Annotated in this window: 23 protein-coding genes; 8 read left to right on the plus strand and 15 right to left on the minus strand. The window is 51.1% G+C overall.

All coding sequences use genetic code 11. From position 1 onward, the window contains the following. Positions 1-140 precede the first annotated feature (140 nt). From rdgB to C5S61_RS12020, 4 genes are all read right to left on the minus strand, one after another. Complete coding sequence (gene rdgB / locus C5S61_RS12005; protein WP_110515295.1) at positions 141-755, minus strand: RdgB/HAM1 family non-canonical purine NTP pyrophosphatase; 615 nt, start codon at positions 753-755, stop codon at positions 141-143. Between the two features lie 11 nt (positions 756-766). After that, positions 767-1,573: an HAD family hydrolase gene (locus C5S61_RS12010; RefSeq protein ID WP_110515296.1), complete on the minus strand. Its 807-nt coding sequence runs from the start codon at positions 1,571-1,573 to the stop codon at positions 767-769. Between the two features lie 44 nt (positions 1,574-1,617). Then, complete coding sequence (ilvA, locus tag C5S61_RS12015; RefSeq protein ID WP_164689402.1) at positions 1,618-2,850, minus strand: threonine ammonia-lyase; 1,233 nt, start codon at positions 2,848-2,850, stop codon at positions 1,618-1,620. Between the two features lie 127 nt (positions 2,851-2,977). Further along, positions 2,978-3,418 carry a GNAT family N-acetyltransferase gene (locus C5S61_RS12020; protein WP_110515298.1) on the minus strand — a complete coding sequence of 147 codons (441 nt, stop codon included), beginning with the start codon at positions 3,416-3,418 and terminating at the stop codon, positions 2,978-2,980. Positions 3,419-3,608: 190 nt separating this feature from the next. Between C5S61_RS12020 and C5S61_RS12025 the strand changes: the two genes are divergently transcribed. Beyond that, positions 3,609-4,079 (plus strand): SRPBCC family protein, encoded by a 471-nt coding sequence (locus C5S61_RS12025; protein ID WP_110515299.1) that lies wholly within the window; start codon positions 3,609-3,611, stop codon positions 4,077-4,079. A 315-nt stretch (positions 4,080-4,394) separates the two neighbouring features. Here the strand turns inward: C5S61_RS12025 and C5S61_RS12030 are convergent, their stop codons facing one another. From C5S61_RS12030 to C5S61_RS12065, 8 genes are all read right to left on the minus strand, one after another. Further along, a complete protein-coding gene (locus C5S61_RS12030) occupies positions 4,395-5,246 on the minus strand; it encodes a sigma-70 family RNA polymerase sigma factor (RefSeq protein WP_110515300.1) in 852 nt (283 codons plus the stop codon). Beyond that, the gene (locus C5S61_RS12035; protein ID WP_110515301.1) at positions 5,243-6,550 is read right to left on the minus strand and encodes a phytoene desaturase family protein; all 1,308 of its coding nucleotides are present in this window, start codon (positions 6,548-6,550) and stop codon (positions 5,243-5,245) included. The genes C5S61_RS12030 and C5S61_RS12035 overlap by 4 nt, the downstream gene beginning before the upstream one ends. A 71-nt stretch (positions 6,551-6,621) precedes the next feature. After that, the gene (locus C5S61_RS12040) at positions 6,622-7,782 is read right to left on the minus strand and encodes an oxygenase MpaB family protein (RefSeq protein ID WP_110515302.1); all 1,161 of its coding nucleotides are present in this window, start codon (positions 7,780-7,782) and stop codon (positions 6,622-6,624) included. Positions 7,783-7,852: 70 nt separating this feature from the next. After that, positions 7,853-9,124: an acyl-CoA dehydrogenase family protein gene (locus tag C5S61_RS12045; RefSeq protein ID WP_110515303.1), complete on the minus strand. Its 1,272-nt coding sequence runs from the start codon at positions 9,122-9,124 to the stop codon at positions 7,853-7,855. Between the two features lie 253 nt (positions 9,125-9,377). Further along, positions 9,378-10,469, minus strand: coding sequence for an acyl-CoA dehydrogenase family protein (locus tag C5S61_RS12050; RefSeq protein WP_110515304.1), 1,092 nt, complete (start codon positions 10,467-10,469; stop codon positions 9,378-9,380). Between the two features lie 96 nt (positions 10,470-10,565). Further along, positions 10,566-11,105 (minus strand): SCP2 sterol-binding domain-containing protein, encoded by a 540-nt coding sequence (locus C5S61_RS27090; RefSeq protein WP_205701389.1) that lies wholly within the window; start codon positions 11,103-11,105, stop codon positions 10,566-10,568. A gap of 177 nt (positions 11,106-11,282) precedes the next feature. Continuing rightward, on the minus strand, positions 11,283-12,413 hold the full coding sequence (locus C5S61_RS12060; protein WP_110515305.1) for a tetratricopeptide repeat protein: 1,131 nt from the start codon (positions 12,411-12,413) through the stop codon (positions 11,283-11,285). Positions 12,414-12,498: 85 nt separating this feature from the next. Then, positions 12,499-12,927 (minus strand): OsmC family protein, encoded by a 429-nt coding sequence (locus tag C5S61_RS12065; RefSeq protein WP_110515306.1) that lies wholly within the window; start codon positions 12,925-12,927, stop codon positions 12,499-12,501. Between the two features lie 140 nt (positions 12,928-13,067). Here C5S61_RS12065 and C5S61_RS12070 point away from each other — a divergent pair, with 140 nt between their 5' ends. The 3 genes from C5S61_RS12070 (at position 13,068) to C5S61_RS12080 (ending at position 16,938) form a co-directional block, all read left to right on the plus strand. After that, positions 13,068-13,838 (plus strand): TatD family hydrolase, encoded by a 771-nt coding sequence (locus tag C5S61_RS12070; RefSeq protein WP_110515307.1) that lies wholly within the window; start codon positions 13,068-13,070, stop codon positions 13,836-13,838. Positions 13,839-13,924: 86 nt separating this feature from the next. Continuing rightward, positions 13,925-16,327: a transglutaminase TgpA family protein gene (locus tag C5S61_RS12075; RefSeq protein WP_110515308.1), complete on the plus strand. Its 2,403-nt coding sequence runs from the start codon at positions 13,925-13,927 to the stop codon at positions 16,325-16,327. 224 nt (positions 16,328-16,551) lie between these two features. Next, the gene (locus C5S61_RS12080) at positions 16,552-16,938 is read left to right on the plus strand and encodes a response regulator (RefSeq protein WP_110515309.1); all 387 of its coding nucleotides are present in this window, start codon (positions 16,552-16,554) and stop codon (positions 16,936-16,938) included. A gap of 83 nt (positions 16,939-17,021) precedes the next feature. On the opposite strand, the gene C5S61_RS12085 is transcribed toward C5S61_RS12080, so the two are convergent. Both C5S61_RS12085 and C5S61_RS12090 read right to left on the minus strand, forming a co-directional pair. Continuing rightward, the gene (locus tag C5S61_RS12085; RefSeq protein ID WP_110515310.1) at positions 17,022-19,175 is read right to left on the minus strand and encodes a reprolysin-like metallopeptidase; all 2,154 of its coding nucleotides are present in this window, start codon (positions 19,173-19,175) and stop codon (positions 17,022-17,024) included. 111 nt (positions 19,176-19,286) lie between these two features. Beyond that, positions 19,287-19,628: a hypothetical protein gene (locus C5S61_RS12090; RefSeq protein WP_110515311.1), complete on the minus strand. Its 342-nt coding sequence runs from the start codon at positions 19,626-19,628 to the stop codon at positions 19,287-19,289. A gap of 52 nt (positions 19,629-19,680) precedes the next feature. On the opposite strand from C5S61_RS12090, the gene C5S61_RS12095 reads away from it, so the two are divergent. After that, positions 19,681-19,905, plus strand: a complete 225-nt coding sequence (locus C5S61_RS12095) for a hypothetical protein (RefSeq protein WP_110515312.1) — start codon at positions 19,681-19,683, stop codon at positions 19,903-19,905. Positions 19,906-19,980: 75 nt separating this feature from the next. Here the strand turns inward: C5S61_RS12095 and C5S61_RS12100 are convergent, their stop codons facing one another. Continuing rightward, positions 19,981-20,358, minus strand: a complete 378-nt coding sequence (locus tag C5S61_RS12100; protein ID WP_110515313.1) for a hypothetical protein — start codon at positions 20,356-20,358, stop codon at positions 19,981-19,983. 142 nt (positions 20,359-20,500) lie between these two features. On the opposite strand from C5S61_RS12100, the gene C5S61_RS12105 reads away from it, so the two are divergent. The 3 genes from C5S61_RS12105 to aroA all read left to right on the plus strand — a co-directional run bounded on the left by C5S61_RS12105 (position 20,501) and on the right by aroA (position 24,000). Continuing rightward, positions 20,501-21,889 (plus strand): peptidoglycan-binding protein, encoded by a 1,389-nt coding sequence (locus C5S61_RS12105; RefSeq protein WP_110515314.1) that lies wholly within the window; start codon positions 20,501-20,503, stop codon positions 21,887-21,889. A gap of 163 nt (positions 21,890-22,052) precedes the next feature. Beyond that, positions 22,053-22,721, plus strand: a complete 669-nt coding sequence (locus C5S61_RS12110) for a translin family protein (RefSeq protein WP_110515315.1) — start codon at positions 22,053-22,055, stop codon at positions 22,719-22,721. Further along, positions 22,705-24,000, plus strand: coding sequence for a 3-phosphoshikimate 1-carboxyvinyltransferase (gene aroA / locus C5S61_RS12115; RefSeq protein WP_110515316.1), 1,296 nt, complete (start codon positions 22,705-22,707; stop codon positions 23,998-24,000). The genes C5S61_RS12110 and aroA overlap by 17 nt, the downstream gene beginning before the upstream one ends. Positions 24,001-24,028: the final 28 nt, after the last annotated feature.

Below are 24,028 nucleotides of genomic sequence, written 5' to 3' on the forward strand. Positions count from 1 at the left end.
GTCTACTAGCTTCATCCCTCATCCTTCATCCTTCAACTTTAGCCATCATTACGCCGCTTAAAAACTGAAACCGCAAAGCATATGAAGCCTGCGGTTCCAAAAGCCAAAAGCCTAAGTCGCTATGTTTTATGTTCTATGTTCTATGCTCTCTGTTCTATCTGTGCCAGCCGCTCCAACACCCCACGGGCGAGCGCACAGGCTTGGCCGCGATGACTAATCCGATTCTTTTCCTCAGGGTCGAGTTCAGCCAAATGCTTATCGTAATCCAAGAGATAAAACACCGGATCATAGCCAAAGCCGCCGATCCCGCGTGGCGCTTCGGCAATTACGCCGGGCAAAATCCCCTCGACAACCTCGGTTGGCTGGCCGGGCCATGCAATCGCAATCACACACACAAAGCGCGCAATGCGATCATGAAACGGCTTGCCCTTGAGTTCTTCCAACACCCGCGCATAGGCCCGATGTGGATTGTTTTGGTCGGGCAAGGCCCAGCGTGCGGTGTAAATGCCAGGTTTGCCATCGAGCGCCGCCACTTCGAGGCCAGAATCATCGGCCAAGGTCGGCAAACCACTCATTTGGGCATAGGTTTCGGCCTTGAGCTGCGCATTTTCCACAAAGGTCGTGCCTGTTTCATCAACCTCATAATCGATGCCTGCCTCAGCCAAAGTCAACAACTCGAACGGCAAACCACTGAAAATTGCCCGTAACTCGCCAACTTTATGGGCATTATTGGAACCAATTAATAGCTTTTGCATAAATCCTTACCTTAGGAACGCACATTTTGATGTTGCAACACATAGCGATGCACCGCAACCGCAACCCCACCAAAGCGCGCCGAAGGTGCAACCCAATCGGCGGCCTCGATCGCTTGCTGCATACTGCCAGTTAATGAAACCCCAACTCCGGCCCAGCGCAACATGCCCACATCAGCATCGGCATCGCCAATGGCTAGCACTTCGCTTTGTTGAATGCCCCAGGTTGTGCAGAGATGTTCCAAAGCGCGTTCTTTGGTAGCATCATTGTGTGAAATAACAGTTGAATAGACCTCGCCGCTGCTGCGCAAATAGCGAAATTGCTTTAATTGTGAGTTGCGGCCCAAAATTTCATCGACGGCGCGGGTTGCCAACTCGCCATGGCATAAAATGCGCGTAGGAGCCAGCCGCACGATTAATTCGAGTGACGAAACGGGCGTAGATACAGTGCGCGAACCAACTAAATTCGCTGCTTGCGCGGTGACAAAATTCGTTTCATCAATCGTAAATACAATCGGCAGGCTGCGCTTATCAGCCATGGCGGCAATGCGCTGAGCCAACTCTAAATCAATCGTGTGATGAGCAATCTCCCGCCCACGTTCATCCCAAACACGTGCGCCATTATGGCAAACCAGCGCGGTTGGAATATGCAAACGGTGGGCAATTTCTTGGGCAGCTTCACGGCGACGGGCAGTGGCTAAAACCACGCGAATCCCTTGACGAGCGGCTAAGGCCAACGCCTCGATATTGGTCGGGGGCAATTGGCCGCGATCATCAAGCAGGGTAAGGTCAATATCGGTTGCAATCATTCGAATTGGCATAAGCCCTACCGTAGACAGTTCATGCGAAGCGCATCAACCATCGATTACACCGGCCACACACGTTGGCCAAAACGCTCGATGTGATAGCCGTGTGTTTCCAACATGTCAATGATAGATTGGCCATGCGCTTCATCGCGCACTTCGAGAATCATCTCAATTCCCACCCGATCAAGCGGTAGTTGCCAAACCGCCCGCCGATGGTTAATGTCGATCACATTCGCGCCAGCTTGGGCAATCGCATTCACCACGGGAGCAAGATTTCCCGGACGATCAGGAACGCTGGTGCGAACCCGCAAATAGCGGCCTTGTTTGACCAAAACCTGTTCAATAATCCGCGCTAGGAAATTGCCATCGATGTTGCCACCGCTCAGCACCACCAAGGTTGGTTCATTCGGGCGCAAGCGAATTGCGCCTTCGAGCAGTGCCGCCACGCCAACCGCTCCCGCGCCTTCAACGACCATGCGGCTATATTGCAACACATGGACTAAAGCGCGCGCCGCAGCATCATCATCAACGGTCACAATATCGTCAACCAATTGAGTAATAATCGGCAGCGTCAGTTCGCCTGGGCGTTTGACCGCAATCCCATCGCAGATTGTCGCTGCATGGGGCACGGCCACCGGCTTGCCCGCTTGTTGCGAGGCGATCATCGAAGGGCAGCCTGCGGCTTGAACGCCGATTAAGCGCACATTGGGGCGCAACGAACGCAAGGCCAGCGCAATTCCAGCCATCATTCCGCCGCCGCCAATCGGCACAACCACGGTTCCACCTTGGTCAGGCAATATATCGGCAATTTCTAGGCCAAGTGTGCCTTGGCCAGCAATCGTAAACGGATCATCAAAGGCATGCACATAGGTCGCGCCAGTTTTGGCTTGCAATTCACGGGCATGCGCGCCAGCATCATCAAACGATGCGCCATGCAATATCACTTCTGCGCCCATGCGTTGGGCTGAGGTAATTTTGGCCAATGGCGCAAACTCGGGCATGACCACGGTGGCTTTGATCCCATTTAATTGGGCAGCCAAGGCCACGCCTTGGGCATGATTGCCTGCTGAGTGGGTAATTACGCCGTGGGCTTTTTCCTCAGCCGTCAGCGAATTGATTTTGGTATACGCGCCGCGCACTTTGAATGACCCGGCGCGTTGGGTATTTTCAGCTTTGTAAATAATTTGGCCGCCAAGTTCTTGGCTCAGTTGTTCTGCTGGCAAGAGTGGAGTTTGGGTGATAATTGGGCCTAAAACATGGGCCGCAGCATAAATGTCATCAATCGTTGGCATAGACTTTTCTACCATGGTGAGTTCAATTCCTCCACAATGAGGATTGACCCGCATCGTTGCGAGTCAATGCGTTTATTGTACCATAGCCACTTTAAATTCCAGTTGCTTTGCCAACGATTGAGCGCGCTTAAACACTCAATGAATAGAAGTATTCATCAACAGTTTTTTGCCAGCCATGCTGCTCGTAGAGGCGTTGTGCCTGTACATTCGTAACTTCGGTTTCGAGCACAAGGCCTTTGCTCTTGGTGCTAATCGCCCAATCGCGCGCTGCATTCAGCAAACCCGAAGCCACACCTTGGCCCCGCGCATACTCAGCCACAAACAGATCGTTCAAAATCCAAAGCCGTTGCATTGAAACCGAGGAAAAACTAGGGTACAGTTGACAGAAACCTAAGCCAGCTTCAGGAGTTTGCGCCAAAAAGATGATCGATTCACTCTTGCTCAGCCGATCGTGCAAAAAAGCGCGCGCGGCAGCACGATCGCTGGCTTGACGGTAAAATTGGCGATAGCCATCAAATAATGGCACAATGCGCTCAAGTTCATCCAAGCCCGCTTGGATAATTTGCATCGCAACTCCTTTGTGCGGCTGCACACAATCAATGTCGGTCTTTAGTAGCTAGTATCGTACCATATTTCGCCGTAGAATAGCAGTCAAACCATTTGTTACAGATCGCACAATCGCTGACCGTTAATGATTGCTGATTGCTAGCGTGATCTGTGCTAACCATTAATCATACTTTAGCGAGGAGCTCGCACTTATGAAACCATTAATCTTTGAAATTAGCGGAGATATTGAAGCCCCAGCCGAGACGGTGTATCAAATTATTGCCGATTATCGCGATGGGCATCCGCATATTGTGCCAAAAAAATATTTTAAAAGTCTCACCGTCGAGCAAGGTGGCATTGGCAAAGGCACGATTTTTGTGACCGAAACAGAGGCTTTTGGGCGCAAACAGACCATGCGCATGCACGTAACCGAGCCAAGCCCAGGCAGCGTTTTGGTTGAAACCGATTATGATTCGGGGATTATTACAACCTTTACAGTCACGCCCAATGGCGAAGATCGCTCGAAACTGACCTTGCACACCCGCGCCGAAGCTAAACCTGGCTTGATGGGATTGATCGAGCGACTACTATCGCCCGGGTTGTTGCGCAAAATGTATTTGGCCGAGTTCGAAACCTTCAATCAGTATCTGCGCAGCAATCAATATCGCGCTCAAGGCAAATAACAATTTACTGCATGCCCTCACCCCCCAGCCCCCTCTCCCACTACACGTGGGCGAGGGGGAGCCGACTCTTTTTCACCAAGGAATTGGAGGAGAACTACGGTGTTAAAGCCCCAACCCCGCCGCGTGGGAGAGGGGTTGGGGAGAGGGGATCTTAACACCGACCCTTGAAAGCTAGCCCCCTCTTCCACTGCACGCGGGCGAGGGGGGAGCCGACTCTTTTTCACCAAGGAATTGGAGGAGAACTACGGTGTTAAAGCCCCAACCCCGCGCCACGGGCGAGGGTTGGGGTGAGGGGATCTTCATAATGATGAAATTCTATTGCGAAAGATGCTGCAATTTATGCGGATTGAGCATAATGTAAATTCCACCAATCTGTTGATCAAGCAGATCTAAGATTAATGTGCCGCTGGCGTGGCCATCGACCATTGCGACAAACCCAGGTTGACCGTTGATCATGCGTGGCTCGAAGATACTATTTACTGGCAATTTTGGCAGCACGCCCAGCAAGAAGCGCCCAACCGCCGATGGCCCATAAATTGGATTGCGCGCTGCTTGCACCACGCCGCCGCCATCGCTGCGCAACACCACATCTTCAGCCAGCAAACTCATCAAGCTATTTAAGTCGCCAGTGGCACAACTTTGCAAAAATTGCGTGCTAAGCCGTTGCTGAACGCTTGGCTCCACCTTGAAGCGTGGGCGGGCTTGCGCCACATGCTCTGCTGCGCGATGGCCAAGTTGGCGACATGCAGCAGCACTTTTGCCCACAATTTCGCCAATTTCGCTATATTCGTAGCCAAAAACTTTGTGCAGCAAAAAAACTGCGCGCTCCGCTGGCGAAAGCCGCTCTAGCAGCACCAAAAATGCCGTCGATAGCGATTCTGCTTGCTCAAGCTCGCTGCTTGGCGCTGGCGTAATCAATGGCTCGGGCAGCCATTCGCCAATGTATTGCTCGCGTTGATGGCGCGCCGTGTTCAGCTGATCGAGACACCAACGCGTGGCCACGGTTGCCAGCCAAGCCCGTGGGTTTTCGACGGCCTCGGCATGGCTTTGCCAGCGCAAAAAGACCTCTTGCAAACAATCTTCTGCATCCATCACGCTGCCAAGCATGCGATAGGCGATGCCGAATACATAGCCGCGATAGCTCTCGAATAATTCGATTTGGTTCATGCAATGGCTCCTACAGTGCGCATGTAGCTTTGGGGCGCATGCTGAAGCATGGTTTTGGCCGCAGTATAGCCACTGGCAAAGCTGGCATCGGCCAACTGACCTTCTGCGCCAACCCAATCGCCTGCCAAGTAAATATTTGGGCAATCGGCCAAAACCACTGGCGTGCGCCCAGCCAAACCACCAAATTGGGTTTGCGGCAGATCATAACTGACGGTGATTGAAGGCAAAAATCGGCTGGTGATCAGCTGATCGCGCCAACCAGCCTGATATTGATCAAGCAAGCTTTCCAATTCGGCGCGGGTTTGCTTGGGATCGTTGGCTTGGCGCTGGTCGAGATATTTCATCACATGCAACATCGTTTGGCCCTGCGGCGCGAGTTTGGCATAGCGTGAGTGAGCCACCGCATAATACGGTTGATCAACGCCCAACAAAAATTGGCGCTTTGGTTGGGGCAATTGGCGCAAGCCCAAATCCAAGGTTGCAGCGGTAACTGGCTGCATCCGTTGATAATGACGTTGAAAAAGCTGGCTATTGGACCCAATCAACTCGTTGGCTGCTTGCGGCGTGACCGCCAACACCACTGCCTCGGCCTGAATGCTGCTGCCATCTGCAAGCTGAATGCTAACCCCAGCATGGTTTGGTTGGATGGCTTGAACCCGTTGGCTGGTGCGCAAATCAACGCCAAGCTGGCGCGCATTATCAACTAACGCTTGCACAATCGTCAACCAGCCATGATCAACATACAACACGCCAGCAAGGCCAGTTTTGATATTTTCTAGGGTGGCGGCGGCGCTTTGCAAATCATTGGCAGCGCCGTAGGTGGTCAAACGGCCAAACATCGCCAACAATTGACGGGTGCGTGGCTCATCGGCTTGTTGCTCAATCCATTGGGCAAAACTGCGATCTGCATAATCGGCTGGTTTGATGAATTGGATTTTGGCAAAGGTACGCAAAAATTGCCATTTAGCGCGGCGGCTGAGCAATGATGTGGTCAGCGCTGCCTTAATCGAGTTAGTTGGATAAAGCTGCTGCTCAGCCCACAGCACATCGGGCGCAACCGGCTTCGAGCCAGTTGGCATGAGCTTTAACTCGCGCAAGACCCGCGCGCCAGCACCCTTCAAATACAACGCATGCGGGCCGAAATTCAGCTCAAAGCCCTCTTCGCGATTGGTGCGGGCACGGCCACCAAATTCTTTGGCCCGCTCCAACACGATCACCTGTTTGCCAGCTCGCGCCAGATAATTGGCCGCCGTCAGGCCTGCTAAACCGCCACCGATCACAACCATTGGTTTTTGGCTATTCATGCTAAAACTCCAGTTTGTAAAAACGTTCTGGAGTCAAGACGGTTCAACAACGCCAGATGTGACATGGAAGATTAGCGATTTTCAACAGCTTTTTTTGCTTGATATGCAGTCAGCTCAGCATTGACCACTCGTTCGTGAAAATCGTTGGCAGTGGTTTGAATTTGGGCTTGCCAGGCGCTTGGGTTGCGGCGTAATTTGCGGCGTTGCCAACGATTTGCCAGCACAACCAACGGCACGAGCGCACTTATCCACGAGCGTTTGATGCCAAGTTGGCGCGAAAGTTGCCGACCATGAAAATGATGAGTTAGGGCAGTGACCAAGGCAAACGAAAATTTAAACGAACGATTGATCAGCGGTTGGACCAACTCGCTGACCGCTTGAATCATGGCGGCGGTCAAGCGGCGTGAGCTAGCATTAGGCGGTTGCATGCTGCTATCAACCCAATCTAATAAGTGCGCAGCTGAAGCTTGATCAACGACACTTTGATAAATAGTGGGATCGATTCCGAGCAAGTAGCCAATATAGCGCCAAAGATGATACAAATCGCCTAATTCGGCGCTCGTAAAATCAATGCCAAAGCGGGCCAGCGCGGTGAATGGCACATAGGTAAAATCCAGCCATGTGCGCACCATTTCCAATTGATTGATTGGCAAGCCAGTTTTGGTTGTATCCCAATTGCGTTTGAGCAACGAATGACGAATTTGGGCGTGCAACAAGCGCACTTGCAAACTATGCACATAGCCAAGCCCGCCGCGTTGTAAGGCTTGAGGAATCGCAATCGCCATGCCCCACGTGCCGGTTTCGATGATCCGCTTGGTCGCCATGTGTTCGAGATCGCCAGTTTGCACCAACAGATCGGCGATTGTTGGCGCGCTGTAGGTATGCACCAACGAGCCTGGGCCAAGCGCCAAGGTCAGCCAAAGCACACCAATCGAGCAATAGGCTTGTGCGCCACGCTCCAACTTCGCAGCATCAACCCAGGCAGGCAAGGTTTCGGCGGCAGCCAAAAAGGCGCGAACTGCCGGAAAATCGCCGTTGATTTGTTCAAGTCCATCAGTTAAGCCTGTTTGCAAGGCGTGGCGGGCAGCACTACCAGCGTGGGCAAATTCAGCAATCACTTCATCAGCCAAGGGATCGCCTTGATAGGTAGCTTGGACTAATTGCTCAAAACTGGCTTGCCCAAAGGTTTGTTGGATTTTGGCGTGATTGATGACACTTGCTGGTGCTTGCATGAACGTCCTCGTGGCTAGACTAAAAAAAGCACGCAGCAGCCGTAGCCACTGCGTGCTCCATAGTAGCAGTTTATTTCAATTCGCGTGACGAGAAGCCCAAAATCCGGCGGGCAATAATCAAGCGGTTGATTTGGCCAGTGCCTTCAAAAATGTCGTTGATCTTAGCATCGCGCATCCACTTTTCGGCCAAAAGTTCGCGGGTGTAGCCCAATGGCCCCAAGAGTTCAACGGCTTTTTGGGTAATCACGGTTGCGGCTTCGCCAGCTTTAACTTTGCAGGCTGAGGCTTCGACCGTGTTGGCTTCGCCTGAATCCATCATCCAAGCAGCCTTGAGCGTCAGCAACCAAGCAGCTTTGTGTTGGGCTTCTAGCTCCAACAAATCGCGTTCGACGGCGCTCATCTCGTGGACTGGCACATCGTCGCGAATTGCCACTCCAGCGGCGGTCAATTGTTCGCGCAACAATTCCAATGCAGCGCGGGCAATGCCCAAGGCCGAGGCCGCAACCGCAGGTCGGGTTGCATCAAAGGTTTTCATTGCGCCTTTGAAGCCCTTGGGAGCGTCGGCACTAGCGGCAGTTGCTTCAGCTTTGGGAATTTCAGGATTGCCAAGCACGTTATCGAACGGAATGCGGCAATCGGTAAAGACCACGGCAGCGGTATCGCTGGCGCGAATCCCCATCTTGTGCTCAAGCTTGGTTACTTCCATGCCAGGCGTGCCAGCTTCGACCACAAAGGCCTTCATGCCAGCGCGGCCAAGCTTGGGATCGACCGTAGCCCAAACCACCACCAAACCTTGCGATTCTTCGAGCGACAAACGGCCACCAGTACAATAGATCTTTTCGCCATTTAAGATCCACGAATCGCCATCGCGCACGGCGGTGGTACGAATCGCCGAGGTATCCGAGCCAGCTTGCGGCTCGGTCATGGCCATCGATCCCCAGACTGGAGTTTCGCTATCGGCGAAGCGGGCCAAGAAACGGCTTTTTTGCTCGCTTGTGCCAGCGGCGGCAACGGCAGCGCCACCCAAGGCTCCGCCTGGCGTGGTCAAATAGATACCAGCATCGCCCCATGAGAGCGCTTCGATCAAATGCACCATGCGCACGTTGCCAGTTTTGGGCTTTTTAGGCTTGCTGGGGTCGACCGCCGTTTCGGGCTTATCGACCACCCCAAACATAGGATTTTGGCGCATAATTGGCCACATCGCATTGATGTAATCCCATGGAATATCGTGTTCGTGCTCATCGAAATGGCGCGAGACAGGCCGCATCATTTGCTCGGCCACCATCTGCGTCATTTGGCGTTGGGTATCAATGCTTTCCGATAATTTAAAATCAATCGCCATGAGAACCTCCGTTGTTTAAGGATGAGGTATGAGGGATGAAGGATGAATAAAAATAAAATATGAAGGATAAGGGATGAAGGATGAATATTTAATCAATGAAGTTCAAATATTATCCTTGGAATTATTCATCCTTCATATTTTCCTAGCCCATTACCAAATCAATGATGGAACATGAAGGATTTTGGATGCATACACCTCATCACGTTCTTTCAATGATGCTATTCATCCCTCATCCTTCATCCTTCATATTTTCCTAGACCATTGCCAAGCCGTCGAAGGTGGTGAAGCCGCGGGCGTTGCGCAGCCACAACTCGACAGGAAACTCGCGGATGTAGCCGTGACCGCCAAGAATTTGCAAGGCGCGGTCGCAGACCATCAACACCGTTTTGTCGGCGTTATGTTTGGCCATCAGCGCATCGCGGGTCACGTCTTGGTTGTTATCGAGCTTCCAAGCTGCTTCCCACACCATCAAGCGCGCGCCATCAATTTCGACCAGCATTTCGGCCAACATAAAGGCAATTGATTGACGTTGGCCAATCGCTTCACCAAAGGTTTGGCGATTGCGGGCGTAATCGAGCGCATATTCGTAGGCTCCACGCGCAACCCCAATCGCCAAGGCAGCCAGCGCAACTTGCGAACGAGCATACACTCGACCAAAATCGATGCCTGATTCGCCGCCAAGTTTGGCATCTGCTGCAACGTTGACGTTATCAAGGGTCACGCGGGCAACTTCGAGCGCACGCACGCCCATCAATTTTTCGCGTTCGCCAACGCTGAGACCAGCAGTTTTGGCGGGCACAATAAAGGCTTGGGTTTGGCCATCTTCCGCAGCGTAGATCAAGAAATGTTCGGCGCTGCTAGCCAATGGCACATAGCTTTTGACCCCATTCAACACATAGCCATCGCCATCGCGAGTGGCCGTGGTTTGCAATTTGCGCGGGTTGAATTGCAGGCGTGGCTCAATCAAGGCCGAGGTAGCGTTGACAAAGCGTTCTTCACTAAATTGCGGTAAAAGGGCTTCGCGCTGGGCTTCCGTGCCAGCAGCCAAAACTGCAAACGCAAAACTGGCGGGCGCGCTCAAGGCCAAAGCACTCGCCAAATCGCCCCACGCCAATTCTTCCAATGCCAATGCGCCGGTTACTGCCGAAAACTCGCCGAAGCCGCCGTATTGCTCAGGAATCGACGAACCGACCAAACCTAATTCCCAGCCCTTGTTCAACAGGTCGGCTGGCAATTCGCCATTTTCATCGGCCTCGCGAAAAATCGAGCGCAGGCGATCCTTGGCAAAACGTTTGAGTGTATCAACAATCAGGGCTTGTTCTTCAGATGGAGAGAAGGAAATCATCGTTGCTCCCTCAAAGAAAGGATGAAGGATGAGGGTTGAGGGATGAAAAAGTAACAAAATTTCATCCTTTATCCTTCATCCTTCATCCTTCTGCAATTACATGAGTGTGCCGAGCTTCATGAGGAAATTCATGTCGCCTTTGAACTTGAGTTTGCCGGTCATAAACGCCATTTGGCTATTGAGTTCGCCCTTGAGGATTTTGGCGTAATCTTCGGCCTTCATCATGAGGGTAACTTCTGGGGTATCAACGCCATTGAAGGTGGTGGTCGAGTAGACCACGCTGCCATCGGCTTTGGTCAATTCAAGATTGAATTTACCTTTGAGATTTTGCAATTTTTCGAGCCGGCTGGGGCTCATTTTGGCTGGGCTAACCATTGCATCTGCCGAAGCGGTTTCTTCGGTAATCACACCGCGCCAGGTTGGCTCGTCAAGCGTTACCGTCATTAAAGGATTTTCGACCGTGCCAGTGACAACTTCGCCGCGACCACCGCTGTAGCTCACAGCGTAGGCCGTTCCGTCGACCAGATATTGAATTGCATAGGTTGCATCTTCCAAGCCACTGCTTTGGCTGGCCAATTGTTCCGGCAGGGCGGTCGCAATGTAATCACTAACAGTTATCGTGCTGAGGTCTGCCATCGAAGGTGCTCCTTTGCAATTGACGCAGATTAAGAATTGATTTGAGAGGTTTTTTGGTTGCTTAGTTTGAAGTATATCATTGATTTATGACATACTGCGTCATGATTATAACGAGTTTTAAAAATGCTGCAATGTTGCACCAAATTTCACAAGGGCTTAGGCTTGGCAAGGGTTTGCTTAGGCTGAAGTTGGAGCCTTTTGATCAAGCAATTGTTGCTGAAGTTCCTGAAAATGCTCAAGCCATGGGCTTGGTGGATCTTGCTCACCAAGCTCTTTAATCAATGCTTCGGCAAGTACAAGCGCTGGTTCAGGCTGCTGATTATTGCTCAAACTGGTAATATAGTTGAAGGCCACATGATAGACAAAAGGATCATCGGTAGCAAAATGGTCATTTAAATGCGGGTAAATTTGCTCCAATAGTTCACAGGCTTCGGCAGGTTGCCCCGTCTCATCAAGCACTACAGCGCAGAAATGACCTGTCCTTAGATAATACTTGTTATCCTTGCCATATTTACTGATAATTTCAGCTAATAAATTACGATATTGTTCGATCGCCAATTCAGGATTATCCATAACTGCATATTGGGTGAATGCTAAACGCTCTTTTAAATAATATTCAAACTGCGGCTGATCAGCAAAATAGATTTTTTGTAGCTCCAATAAGCGTTGATACTGTAACAATGCTTCCGTCGATTTTCGCTCGACGAGGAAATTTGCAAACTCTACTAAGCTAAAAAATAAAACCTCTCCTTTAAGATCATTAGCTGAGGCTAAATCATCAAAACTATGAATAATTTGGCGATAATAGCTTTCGGCCTCGCTGTAGCGTTCGCTAGCAAGCATACATTGCGCTAAAGTTTGAATAGTGCTCAGCGTATTATCATGATTGGCACCAAGTAACGCGGTTTGTTTGGCTAAAATATCGTTGAGATGATGTTCGGCTTTGCTGATTTCGCCTTGTTCAAGCAGCAAAACTGCATAATGTTGCCAAGCAACTAATACATTTGCTTGATTAGCTGGATCGAATTTCTGATAATAATGCATAATCCGCTGGTAAATTGCCTCGGCCTCAGCATATTTTTGGGCTTGAATCAGCTTAATTGCCTGATTTTGTTGCGCAAAAATATATAAAATATGAGTATCGCCAACCGTATAATCCAAATTTTCACGCACAACCCGATCAGGATCGGGATCAAGTGCTGCATAGCGAGTTTGCTCTTCAATACTCAAACGCCGATATTGCTGATATAACCACCAGCCGCCGCTCAGCCCAACCGCAAGCAGCATAATCCAGCCACTCCAGTGCATACACTTCTCTCCAACGCTTAATCATCAACGCCCGCTACTCAATAACTGAATAGCGGGCGCATTGAGTCAAGCAACAAGGCTAAACTTATTTCAAGGTTGCGTTCAATTCGATGCTTGGCACTGCTGCCAAAGCTTTCGAGATTGGGCAGTTGACTTTGGCTTTTTCAGCGATTTCAGCAAAGGCTGCTGCATCGATGTTTGGCACTTCGGCTTCGGTGTGCAATTCGATTTTGGTGATGCTAAAGCCACCTTCGCCGCGTTCGAGATGCACCTTAGCAACGGTGTGCACGCTCTTTGGTTCGTAGCCACCGCGACCAAGATCAGCGGTCAAGGCCATTGAGTAACAACCAGCATGCGCTGCTGCAATCAGTTCTTCGGGGTTCGTGCCAGTGCCATCTTCAAAGCGTGAAGGAAATGAGTAGCTGCCTTCGACTGCGCCACTGCCAGTTTTGACCGAGCCAGCGCCTTCGCGTAAAGAGCCAGTCCATGTTGCTTCAGCTGAACGTACTGCCATAGGAATCATCCTCCATAACTTAATCGTGGTTGTATGGTAACAGAATTTTGCTATTGTGTGCGCTGATTGAGTATAATATTTGCTGGCTAGGTTGCACCAAATTGTGCTTGTGCCCAAGCCTTATCATTCTAGGAAAATTCATGTTAATTGATACCCATACCCACGTTCATAGCGATCAATTTAATGATGATCGGGCGGCTGTCTTTGAGCGTGCTCAAGCAGCTGGCGTAACCCGTATGATCAATATTGGCTACGATTTGCCCTCATCGCGCGCCAGCGTTGCCTTGGCCCAGAGCAATCCCATGGTGTGGGCCAGCGTCGGAATTCAGCCCCACTATGCGTTGAACACTGGCGAAGCTGAATTAGCTCAAATTCGCGAGCTATTGGCTCAGCCACGGGTCGTAGCTTTGGGCGAAATTGGCCTCGATTATTACCATGATCGCGCGCCGCACGCTGTTCAAGAACAGCTGTTTCGTCAGCAACTGGCTATGGCTCGCGAGCTTGATTTTCCAGTGGTCATCCACAGTCGCGATGCAGTGGACAATACGGTACGAGTTTTGGATTCGGCAGCGCGCGGCCAAACTGGCGTGATGCATTCGTTCAGCGGCGATTGGGCCTATGCAGAAGCCTGTTTGGATGTGGGCTTTTATCTTTCGTTCTCTGGGCCAGTGACATTTAAAAAGGCTGTTGAATTGCAGGATGTAGTGCAACGTGCGCCGCTTGATCGAATTTTGATTGAAACTGACGCGCCCTATCTTACGCCGCACCCATATCGCGGCAAACGCAACGAGCCAAGCTATGTGGCTTATGTGGCCGAGGCAATCGCCCGTTTGCGCGGTTTAAGCCTTGATGAAGTTGCCACCATCACCACTGCCAACGCCGAGCGCTTATTTAAACGCTTGCTGGCCTAAGCCGATGCTCATCAACTACTAACCCAGCAAGCCCAAGAGCCATTTTAAAATAGAAGTAGCCCGCATGCTAGATTGAGGAATCCCCTATGCTGCAACGAGTTCGCGCTTTTTTTCAACCAAGCTATGGTTTGCTCACTTGGACGTTAGCCAGCATTATGGCCTTGCTGGTCGTGACCAATGTGGTTGAATCGGAATGGGTCGAAGGCTTTGAACGCATGCGGATTGTGGCGCTTGGCGGGTTGGTGGTGGCAGCATTATTTGCCCGTTGGCAAGCCTTGCCCTCGTTTATTGCCCATGTGCTGAGCTTTTTTATGGGCTTGGCATGGGCAATCCGCTTTGTGCCACTTGATCCACGCCTCGAAGGCCAAGTTGATCGCTGGACGGATCTGCTGATTCGGGGGATTGCAGCAATTCGCGCAGCCAAAACTGGCGAACGGATCGAAGATTATTATCTCTTTTCGCTGGCTGGGTTACTTTTGGCCTGGATTTTTGCCTACAGCACAATTTGGTTGCTCTTGCGCTGGCGCTGGAATTGGCGCTTGGTGATGCTCAATGGTGGGCTGCTGATGGCCAATTTGACCTATGCAGTTCCCAAGCCAATTGCTTCGTTCTGGCTGTTTTTGCTGATTGCGCTGCTCTTTGTGGTAACCCAAACCTATGCCCAACGCCAAAACGCTTGGGATGCTGGCTTTTTAGAGCAGCAGGAATGGCTTTCGTTGCGCTACTTGTGGGCGGGAGTTTTGGCATGCTTTAGCTTGGTTTTGATGGCTGCCTTGATGCCAGCCAATATCACCAATGCTCAATTACGGATCTTTGGCGAGAATCTGAGCCGCCCAATCGATTTCTTCCTGCCCGACAATGGTGCTATTCGCGCTGATCGCGGGCCGCAAGGCGTGGGCAATGTGGTCGTGCCAAATGGCAACGGTGCCAATTTTTCCAACAATACGGTGCAACTTGGTGGCGCACGCTCGGCAACCAACGAGGTTGTGCTCGAAGTCAAAGCACCTTCAGCAGAATATTGGCGCTCGAATGCCTGGGATTTGTACGATGGCAAAGGCTGGCAAAACACCACAGGCGACATCGCGTGGCAGGTGCGGCGCACATCAACCCGCCGCGAAGCGCTGACTCCGATTAATCCCGATGATACGCTAACCCAAATTGACACGAATGGCCGCGAGCCATTTACCCAAACCATTAAGCTGATGCAAACCCGTGGCGACCAGCAACTGCCTGCTGCAACCTCGCCGCTGACGTGGAGCGTGCCCGTGTTGGTCCAGCACACGTTTATCATCTCCGATAGCGAGACGACGCTACCAAACTTTGCCGATAGCGCGATTTATTTCAATCAAGGCCCAGCTAACCGCGATTTTGAATATAGTGTGGTTTCGTTGATTAGCAATGTCGATAAGCAAAGCTTGCGCAATGCGCCAACTGAGTATCCGGTTTGGCTCCAGCGCTATCTGCAATTGCCCGATACCCAAGCGATCCGCAATATTGGCGGCTTGTCGCGCCAATTAACCACAGCTGCCGGAGCAGAAACTGCCTACGACAAAGCAGTGGTGATTGAAAATTATCTGCGCCAAATGCCCTATGATGATCAAATTCCTGCGCCGCCAGCAGATGCAGACCCAATCGAAAACTTCTTGTTCAATTTACGCCGTGGCTATTGCGATTATTTTGCAGGCTCGATGGTGTTGATGTTGCGCTCGCAAGGAATTCCAGCACGCTGGGTGCAAGGCTATGCAACTGGCGATTATGATGCTGATCGCCAAGTTTACGTTGTGCGCGACTCGATTGCCCATAGCTGGCCCGAAGTTTATTTTATGGATTATGGCTGGATTCGCTTTGAGCCAACGCCGGCGGGCTATGTGACCGTGCCAATTCGGCCTGATGGCCCAGCGCAAGCAGAAGACAACAGCGAAAACCCCGACGATATTGGGCCAAATGCAGGCCAAGTTCAGCAACCAGCCACCGATTTTGATGCCTTGCAAGATCTGCGCGAGAACTATCAAACCACGCCAATTCCAACAGTGGAGCCGCAAGCCTTGCCAGTTGACAATGCAGCGCCCCCAGTTGTCGAACGCAGCCCATTTTGGCGTTGGCTAGCAATTATTTGTGCAATGATTGGCATGGTTATTTTGTTGCTCTGGTTATTGTTGCAACGCGAATTTCGTGGTTTGCGGCCTGCGGCGCGAGCCTATGGCTTTATCGGCCTATTAGCGCGTTGGGCTGGCTTGGAACAACGCCCAGAGCGCACGCCCCAAGAATTTGCCAGCGAATTGGCCAAAGAAATGCCTGGCCAGCGCCGAACCTTGCGCCGTTTGGCCGATGCCTACACCGCAGAGCAATATGGCAGCCACGTTCGGCTTGACCCTGAGGAAATTGAAAACGATCGCGCGATGGTCAGTAGAACCTTATGGCCACGCTCGATTAGTCGGGGTTCGCGCTCAATCGTGAAACAAATGTTGCGGCCTCGTTGGCGACGCTAGTTGGCCTAGATCTTGCTTTAACATACTATTGGCACAACCCGTAGCTGCTGTTGTTCCCTCAGAGGGGTGATAACAGCAGCTTTAACTCGACATAGGATCACAATTTATTCACCTATATGGGTGTTGTGCCAGTACCAGCCACACGTTACAATAGTACCTATATGATACTAAAGTACTTGTATCAGTGTGGGTGGGGATGCTAGCAGCACAGTAGGAGACCAACCATGACCAAACGCATTTTAATTGCCGAAGATGATACAGCGATTGCCATGACCTTGATCATTGGCCTCCGCAGCATCCCTGACGTTGAAGTTGTTCGGGCCTATCATGGCGAGGAAGCGCTGAATTTATGGCTGCAAGAGCCAGCCGATATTCTGCTGACTGACCATCATATGCGTGAAATGTCTGGTTTGGATCTGATTCGGGCGCTACGTTCGCAAGGCGCAACCCAACCAATGTTGATGATTACTGCCTATGATAGTGTCAAATTGCAACGCGAAGCCCGCGAGGCTGGAGTAACCGAGATGATTGCCAAGCCTTTTTTTATTGATCAATTGATCGATAAAGTGTCGGAGAAGTTGCTCGATGTAACGGTGGTTAACCAAGCCTAACTTGGTCTAGCTAGCTCAAAACTGTATATTTCGGTGTGGAGGACACGGCCTACCTGAAGCTTCAAGTAGGCCGTGTTCGGATTTTAGGGCTGTTTGGTCGTCAATGGCAAGTACACCACCGAGTTCGTTGGGGTCGTCGTGACGGTTGGCGTAACTGTGGTTGAGGTTGGCGTAACCGTAGTGGCGGTTACTGTTGGTGTATTGGTTGGTGTTTCCGTAGTTACATTGGTTGGAGTAACGGTTGCATTGCTGGCGGTTACGGTAAAGTTGGCATTGCCAATATCAAAGAAAATATTGTTAGCACATTGAACTTTAATCCGACCTGTGGTGGTTGCAACATTTGGCACGCTGATGCTTTGGCTACCATCGTTTGGCGTATTACTCAACACGGCGCTAAAGCTCGTGCCGCCATTACTTGAGAACAAAATATTAACATTGCTACAGCTGACTGGAGCCGCCGTGGTATTGGCAACGTTCCAAGTAACGGCTTGGTTGCTAAAGCCAGCCCAGGTTACAGCGGTATTTGGCGCAGTAACTTGGAAGGGACCAGCAGCATTAACCGTTGTTACCCGCGCCGTATCAAAGCTATAACCACCGCCGCCAGCGCGATTGTCGCGCACAGTCAAGCGGAAATTCATGGCGCGATTCGTCGTCGCCATCACTTCACCAATCGTTGTGCTGTTGTTCAGAATATTGGTCAAGCGTGGGAAGGTGCGGCTGGTCGACGTGCTTGAATTAAAGCTACGGAAAATTGGCCGATTGCCATTATCGGTGCTTGGTGGCGAGGCCGCGCCCAAATCGTATTGTTCCCAATTGTAGGTCAAACTATCGCCGTTGCTATCGCTGCCGCTGCCAGTTAATTCAAATGGCGTGTTGGCAGGAATCGTGTAATCTGCGCCAGCATTGGCGGTTGGTGGCGTGTTGCCAGTTGCGCTGGTCGTGCCACAGCTGGCCCCAGCCCCAGTTGTAATAAAGGCACTCATTTCTTCCAAGCTCTTGGCGTGGAAGTAGGGATCGCTGTTTGGTTGTAAGTTTTCTGAGCCACAAATGCCTGCGTAGGCCATAATCGTGGAGCCACTGCCTGGTTCGTAGGCGGCTGGGCCTTCACGATTACCATCACCACAAGCATCAAGCGTGCTATTAAAGGTGTGGTTGCCACCAAATTGGTGGCCAATTTCGTGGGCCACATAATCAATATCAAATGGATCGCCAATCGGAGCCGACGAGCCAGTTACGCCTTGAGCTTTGACACTTGACACACAGACTGAGCCAAGTTCGGCAACCCCACCGCCGCCGGTGCTAAAGACGTGGCCAATATCATAATTGGCGTTACCAATCACGGTGGATAGGTTGCTCTGATTTTCGCCAAGCATCTCAAAGCCATCATCATTCATATATGGGTCAGTGTTGCCATTGGTATAAACAATTAAGTTATTGTTGGCAACCAAGACCATGCGCACCGACAGATCGCGCTCGTAAACACTATTAACCCGATTGACGCTGGTAACGATTGCGGCCATTGCCTGATTGACCGAGCCGCCATGGAAAACGGTATATTCACCAGTTGCCGCCATGGCAAGGCGATAGGTGCGCAAGGTTTCGCCAATCGCAAACCGTTCAGGGAACGGATTGGTGATTGGCGTTTCGCCAACATAATCAAGCTGGCCTTTGCTCGCCAGTTTGGCGGGGTCGGCCACAAAATTACGGCTATCGTACACAATGTAGTTAGCTGTATCATTGCGGCTGTAGGGGTCGATAAAATAGCGACCTTCTGGAGCCAAGATCAAGCCATGGAACCCTGCTGGAGTCAAATCAAGCCGCGCAACCATTTCTGGGTCGTCGTAGCCTTGCGCCAAGTAGGTGCGCAATTCAGGAAATTTGGCAGCTAAAGCTGGCTCCATAATTGGCGATTCGACCACGCGAAATTGGCGAAATTCGCCGTTGGGCAAGGGTAAATTTAGCAAAAATGCTGATTGCTGAACCTTAACCGCGCTTTCGAGCGGCGCTTGTGCTAGGCGTTTGCCCAAGCCAGCCAAATCGAGGCCGACCGTACGATACACCAGCGGCACAATTTCGCGCTGGCCTTTGAGCGTAATCCGTTGTTCAGCAACGTCTTGCCAAAGCCCATCCGACGATGAGGCAGCGCTTGATGAGCTGAGGCCATTGGCCGCAAACACACTCAACAAAGCGATAGCCAAGGCGAGCCCAATAGCAACCAACGATCGTTTGGTTTGCATAACCCATCCTTTTGAAAAAACACAGCGTTATTTATTATAGCTGCTGTGCTCTTCAATGGGAAGGTGAATTGAATCACCCACATGGCGCGTAATAAGGCTCAAGCTGTAGCATCATTGCTCTAAAACTAAGAAATCGCTCTTAGCATCGAAAAAGTTATAGCGCTGATCATCAGGTTCGATGCTGATCAGCACATCGTTATACACATGAATCAGATAATCATCGCCGTCATGCTTGCAAACTGGGCAATCTTCGGAAATTGCTGAAATAACAACATGCGCCGATCCTGGCTTGCCATCATTATAGCGAGGATGGCGACTATTCCAACGCAATTGGTCATTAATTTTATACGCGTGCTGCCAATTTTCTGCATACTTAAATTGCAACACCAGCGGAATTTCGACCCCACAACCCAAACATGGTGCTGGCAAATGTAATGTGTTAAATAAGCCCATGGGTTATACTTCCTTCAGTTAATTAATTATTTTCAGAGGAGAACATAGCGTTATGTATCAAACGCCATTTGATCCAATTCCCCAATTAAAACGTGACCAACAGCGTTTCTTTTGGTCGCGTTGGCTTGGAACGATCATTATGAGCATTCTGTTCTTCGGTTGGTTATTGGGTGGCTTAGGCTTAATCATTGCTTTAGTGATTAGTATTGTTAGTGGCAGAATACTATGGAAATACAGCATGAGCCAACTTGAAAAGCAGAAACATAGTCAACCCTAAATCAAAAATGTGGCGATCAAATTATCAAAATCTTCGATCGCCACATTTTTGATCAGTACTTATCCGTAAACCTCGCTAGGTTTTTTTTAATCTATAGCTACTTAAAAACCATAATCCTGATGCTAAGACTGCGGCAACAATGCCAAATTGAACCCCAAATAAACTCCAAGAAAATAAACCAGCATAGAACAAAACATCAGCTCCAGCACCTAATTCGCCTTGATTATAGGCAAATCCGTACATTGCCCACATCCCGATGATCCCACTCAGCATTCCAACAATAAAACGATAAAACGTTTTAACAGGAACGGCAGCAGATAGCGTTACAAAACCACAAAACAGCATCCAGCGGACATAATCGCCCAATGGATCAAGCGTCATTTCAACCACAGTTCCGTAGATAATTCCCAACGCAAGTGCCAGCACCAAAATGATTGAGCGTTTGGTATTCATTAAAGGATCATCCTCTCACTAAGAAATTAAGTAATTTTTTAGAATTAACCAACTTCATTAAGGAAATTTTAAGTTAATCGGGCTATACTGGCGGCAACGTGAGCAATCACGCAGGCTATTTTCTTCAGTGGAAGGAGCATGGATGCTGCGCAGATTAACATGGCGCTGGTTGGGTATGCTAAGTTTGGCATTGGGTTTGTTGATTCAACAGCCAATTTCGGCCCAAACCCGCAACCAGCAACGAGCCAATTTGAGCGTGACGGTCACCAGCCCTGATGGCAAGCCATTGAGCAATGCCATAGTTTCGGTAGCAAGCTTAGGCCTAACAACCACCACCAACGAAACAGGCAGTGCGCATTTTACCGTATCAACCAACGCTAGCCAAGCGATTGAGGTTGCGGTCGAGGCGCAGGGCTATCGTGCTTGGCACTTACGCAATGCGCAGTTGATTCCAAATGATACGCTGTTGGTTGCTGCGCCGCTTTCACTGGCAGATAAAACCGTTGATCAACAAGCTGAAATTATCGATGTTCAACCACACCGTTTAAGTAATAATGCAGCGCAAGAGCCAAGCCTCAACGACGCTGAATTGAACCACGTGCTAGCAGGCACGAATACCACACCACCAGCCACAATTCGCGTTTATCGCGTCAGCCTTGGCCGCGTTGATACCGTTAATTTCAAAACCTATGTCAAGCATGTGTTGCCCAATGAATGGGTTGCTGGCTGGCGCACTGAATCGTTGCGTTCTGGCGCGATGGCCTCGAAAACCTATGCTTGGTATCGCACAATGTACCCCAAATATCCGGGCAAAGGCTACGACACCAAAGATACCACCGCCGACCAAGTGTATAACCCCAATGTTTCGTATGCTAGCACCAACGCAGCGGTTGATGATACGTGGAACTATCGCTTGATCAAAAACAATGCAATTTTCCAAAGCCAATATTGTGCTGGCTCCTACAATGGCAGCCGCACTTCGGGCCAATGCAGCCAAAATCATGGCTGGACAGTTGGACTGTATATGAGCCAATGGGGTTCGAAATATTTAGCTGATAATGGCTCAACCTGGCGTTCAATTCTCACCTTCTATTATGATAATGTGGCGATTGGCACGATCTCAGGTGGCACAACCCCAAGTTTGCCAGCATGGCCAACCTTGCGCAATGGCAGTTCGGGCAACGATGTTAAGGCAGCCCAATATTTGTTGCGCTCGCATGGCCATTCACTAACTGCCGATGGCGATTTTGGCGCTGGCACCGAGCAAGCAGTGCGCAGCTTCCAAAGCGCCAATGGATTGACCGCTGATGGCGTTGTTGGCGCGCAAACCTTCGCCAAATTGATCAAAACCGTGCAAAATGGCAGCAACGGCGATGCAGTGCGCGCAATTCAGACGTTGCTCGGCGTGACGGTTGATGGCGCGTTTGGCGCTGGTACTGAACAAGCAGTGCTCAATTTGCAATCGACCTATGGCCTAACCCGCGATGGAGTTGTGGGGCCGTTGACGTGGCAAGCGGCATTTGGCAAATAAGCTTGCAACAATCTAATCATGTTTAAGCATTTGCCCACCAGTTTTGGTGGGCAAATTGCATTTAACGTGCTTAATTTGACCGAGTTTACTCCTTTGACTTATCGCGTCATGCAAAGTATGCTATGCGCAGTTTTACACCAGAGATCCTAACAAGGACAACGCTGTGAGTATTGAAACAACGACCCTCATTAGCGAGTTGGAAGCGATTCATGCGACCCGCGAAATCGCGCTCAAATCTGCTCGCGAACTCATTCGTCAATGCGCAAACACAATTCGGGCAGTCCACCGCCATGAATGGGCTGTGGCCGAACCACTTTTAGCAGAAACGGCGGCAGCAGCCCAAAGCTTGCGCGAACGCCTCCAACCGTATCCGGCATTGCTCTATGCTGGCTATACCCAAGATGCCTTCAAAGAATATGCTGAAGCTGCCTTGACCTTGGCTTTGGTGCGCGGCGAAAGCTTGCCCAGCCATCAGGCCTTGGGCGTTGAGGCAGCAGCCTACTTAAATGGTTTAGCCGAGGCTGCCAGCGAACTGCGTCGCTATATTCTCGATGGCCTGCGCCATGGCAAGGTCGATAGCGGCGAACGCTTGCTCGATCAGATGGATGAAATCTATAGCTTTTTGGTAACTGTCGATTTCCCCGATGCCGTGACCAGTGGCTTGCGCCGCACCACCGATGCCCTGCGGGCCGTGCTCGAACGCACCCGTGGCGACCTGACCAGTGCCGTGCGCCAAGAACAGTTGGTTGCAGCGCTTGCCCGCTTTGAACACCACATGGGGATGCCCCCCGCCGCAATTCAGGAGTCAACGCCCGATGAAACAGACAGTTAGTCATGCCAAGCGTCTACGTGGCGCATTCAGCGTACCTGGCGATAAGTCGATCTCGCATCGCTCGGTGTTGTTTAATGCCTTGGCCGAGGGCAACGCCGAGATTACCGGCTTCTTGCCAGGCGCTGATTGTCTTTCATCGATCGCCTGTTTGCGCCAAATGGGCGTTGAAATCGAACATACCGACGATAAAGTGCGGGTGTTTGGGCGCGGTTTGCGTGGCCTGCGCGAGCCAAGCGATGTTTTAGATTGTGGTAATTCGGGCACAACCCTGCGCTTGCTTGCTGGGTTGCTTGCTGGCCAGCCATTTTTGAGCGTGCTGACTGGCGATGCCTCGCTGCGTTCACGGCCTCAACGCCGAATTACCGACCCATTACGTCAACTTGGAGCCAACTTAGATGGCCGCGACAATGGCAATCGTGCGCCGCTGGTGATTCGCGGCACAACGATTCATGGCGGCAATTATGAATTACCAATTGCCAGCGCCCAAGTTAAATCGGCCTTGCTCTTGGCTGGCCTCACTGGCGATGCCCCAATGCGCTTGACTGGCAAGATCGTCAGTCGCGATCATACCGAGCGTATGCTGATTGCAATGGGTATTGATCTGACGGTCAAAGATGATGAAATTGTGCTCTATCCACCAAGCCATCCGGTTTTCCCCTATCCGCTTTCGTTGCACGTACCTGGCGATCCCTCGTCGGCAACGTTCTGGTGGGTCGCGGCGGCAATTCATCCTGATGCCGAAATTACGACCTTGGGCGTGGGCTTGAATCCAAGCCGTACTGGCGCGCTTGATGTGCTCAAAGCCATGGGCGCAAATATCACCATTAGCAACGAGCGCAACGAAGGCGCTGAGCCAGTTGGCGACGTAACTGTGCGCGGCGGTGGCTTGCGGGGCACCCGCATCGATGGCGATTTAATTCCACGCTTGATCGATGAAATTCCGGTGCTGGCGGTAGCCGCAGCTTGTGCCGTTGGCGAAACAGTCGTCGCCGATGCAGAAGAACTCCGCGCCAAAGAAACCGATCGGGTGGCGACGGTTGTGAGCGAATTGAGTGCGATGGGCGCAAGCCTCGAAGCCACGCCCGACGGCATGGTTATCGCTGGCGGCGGTGAACTCCACGGAGCCACGGTTCAATCGCATGGAGATCATCGCATCGCTATGGCCTTGGCGGTCGCTGGTTTGGTGGCCGAAGGCGAAACAATTATCGACGAAGCCGAAGCCGTGACCGTCTCGTACCCAACATTCTGGCAACATTACGCGCAGATCAAAGAAGCCTGATCGCGCCGATAGCCCAACAAGGAGGTTG

It is taken from the genome of Herpetosiphon llansteffanensis, from assembly GCF_003205875.1.
GTDB lineage: Bacteria > Chloroflexota > Chloroflexia > Chloroflexales > Herpetosiphonaceae > Herpetosiphon > Herpetosiphon llansteffanensis.

Coding starts and splice junctions, on each gene's coding strand:
- C5S61_RS12020 (WP_110515298.1), bottom strand. CDS start 3,418: ATGCAAATTATCCAAGCGGGCTTGGATGAACTTGAGCGCATTGTGCCA.
- C5S61_RS12065 (WP_110515306.1), bottom strand. CDS start 12,927: ATGGCAGTACGTTCAGCTGAAGCAACATGGACTGGCTCTTTACGCGAA.
- C5S61_RS12030 (WP_110515300.1), bottom strand. CDS start 5,246: ATGAACCAAATCGAATTATTCGAGAGCTATCGCGGCTATGTATTCGGC.
- C5S61_RS12080 (WP_110515309.1), top strand. CDS start 16,552: ATGACCAAACGCATTTTAATTGCCGAAGATGATACAGCGATTGCCATG.
- C5S61_RS12070 (WP_110515307.1), top strand. CDS start 13,068: ATGTTAATTGATACCCATACCCACGTTCATAGCGATCAATTTAATGAT.
- C5S61_RS12105 (WP_110515314.1), top strand. CDS start 20,501: ATGCTGCGCAGATTAACATGGCGCTGGTTGGGTATGCTAAGTTTGGCA.
- C5S61_RS12075 (WP_110515308.1), top strand. CDS start 13,925: ATGCTGCAACGAGTTCGCGCTTTTTTTCAACCAAGCTATGGTTTGCTC.
- C5S61_RS12045 (WP_110515303.1), bottom strand. CDS start 9,124: ATGGCGATTGATTTTAAATTATCGGAAAGCATTGATACCCAACGCCAA.
- aroA (WP_110515316.1), top strand. CDS start 22,705: ATGAAACAGACAGTTAGTCATGCCAAGCGTCTACGTGGCGCATTCAGC.
- rdgB (WP_110515295.1), bottom strand. CDS start 755: ATGCAAAAGCTATTAATTGGTTCCAATAATGCCCATAAAGTTGGCGAG.
- C5S61_RS12060 (WP_110515305.1), bottom strand. CDS start 12,413: ATGCACTGGAGTGGCTGGATTATGCTGCTTGCGGTTGGGCTGAGCGGC.
- C5S61_RS12025 (WP_110515299.1), top strand. CDS start 3,609: ATGAAACCATTAATCTTTGAAATTAGCGGAGATATTGAAGCCCCAGCC.
- C5S61_RS12040 (WP_110515302.1), bottom strand. CDS start 7,782: ATGCAAGCACCAGCAAGTGTCATCAATCACGCCAAAATCCAACAAACC.
- C5S61_RS12100 (WP_110515313.1), bottom strand. CDS start 20,358: ATGAATACCAAACGCTCAATCATTTTGGTGCTGGCACTTGCGTTGGGA.
- C5S61_RS12085 (WP_110515310.1), bottom strand. CDS start 19,175: ATGCAAACCAAACGATCGTTGGTTGCTATTGGGCTCGCCTTGGCTATC.
- C5S61_RS12035 (WP_110515301.1), bottom strand. CDS start 6,550: ATGAATAGCCAAAAACCAATGGTTGTGATCGGTGGCGGTTTAGCAGGC.
- C5S61_RS12095 (WP_110515312.1), top strand. CDS start 19,681: ATGTATCAAACGCCATTTGATCCAATTCCCCAATTAAAACGTGACCAA.
- C5S61_RS12090 (WP_110515311.1), bottom strand. CDS start 19,628: ATGGGCTTATTTAACACATTACATTTGCCAGCACCATGTTTGGGTTGT.
- ilvA (WP_164689402.1), bottom strand. CDS start 2,850: ATGCCAACGATTGATGACATTTATGCTGCGGCCCATGTTTTAGGCCCA.
- C5S61_RS12050 (WP_110515304.1), bottom strand. CDS start 10,469: ATGATTTCCTTCTCTCCATCTGAAGAACAAGCCCTGATTGTTGATACA.
- C5S61_RS12010 (WP_110515296.1), bottom strand. CDS start 1,573: ATGCCAATTCGAATGATTGCAACCGATATTGACCTTACCCTGCTTGAT.
- C5S61_RS27090 (WP_205701389.1), bottom strand. CDS start 11,105: ATGGCAGACCTCAGCACGATAACTGTTAGTGATTACATTGCGACCGCC.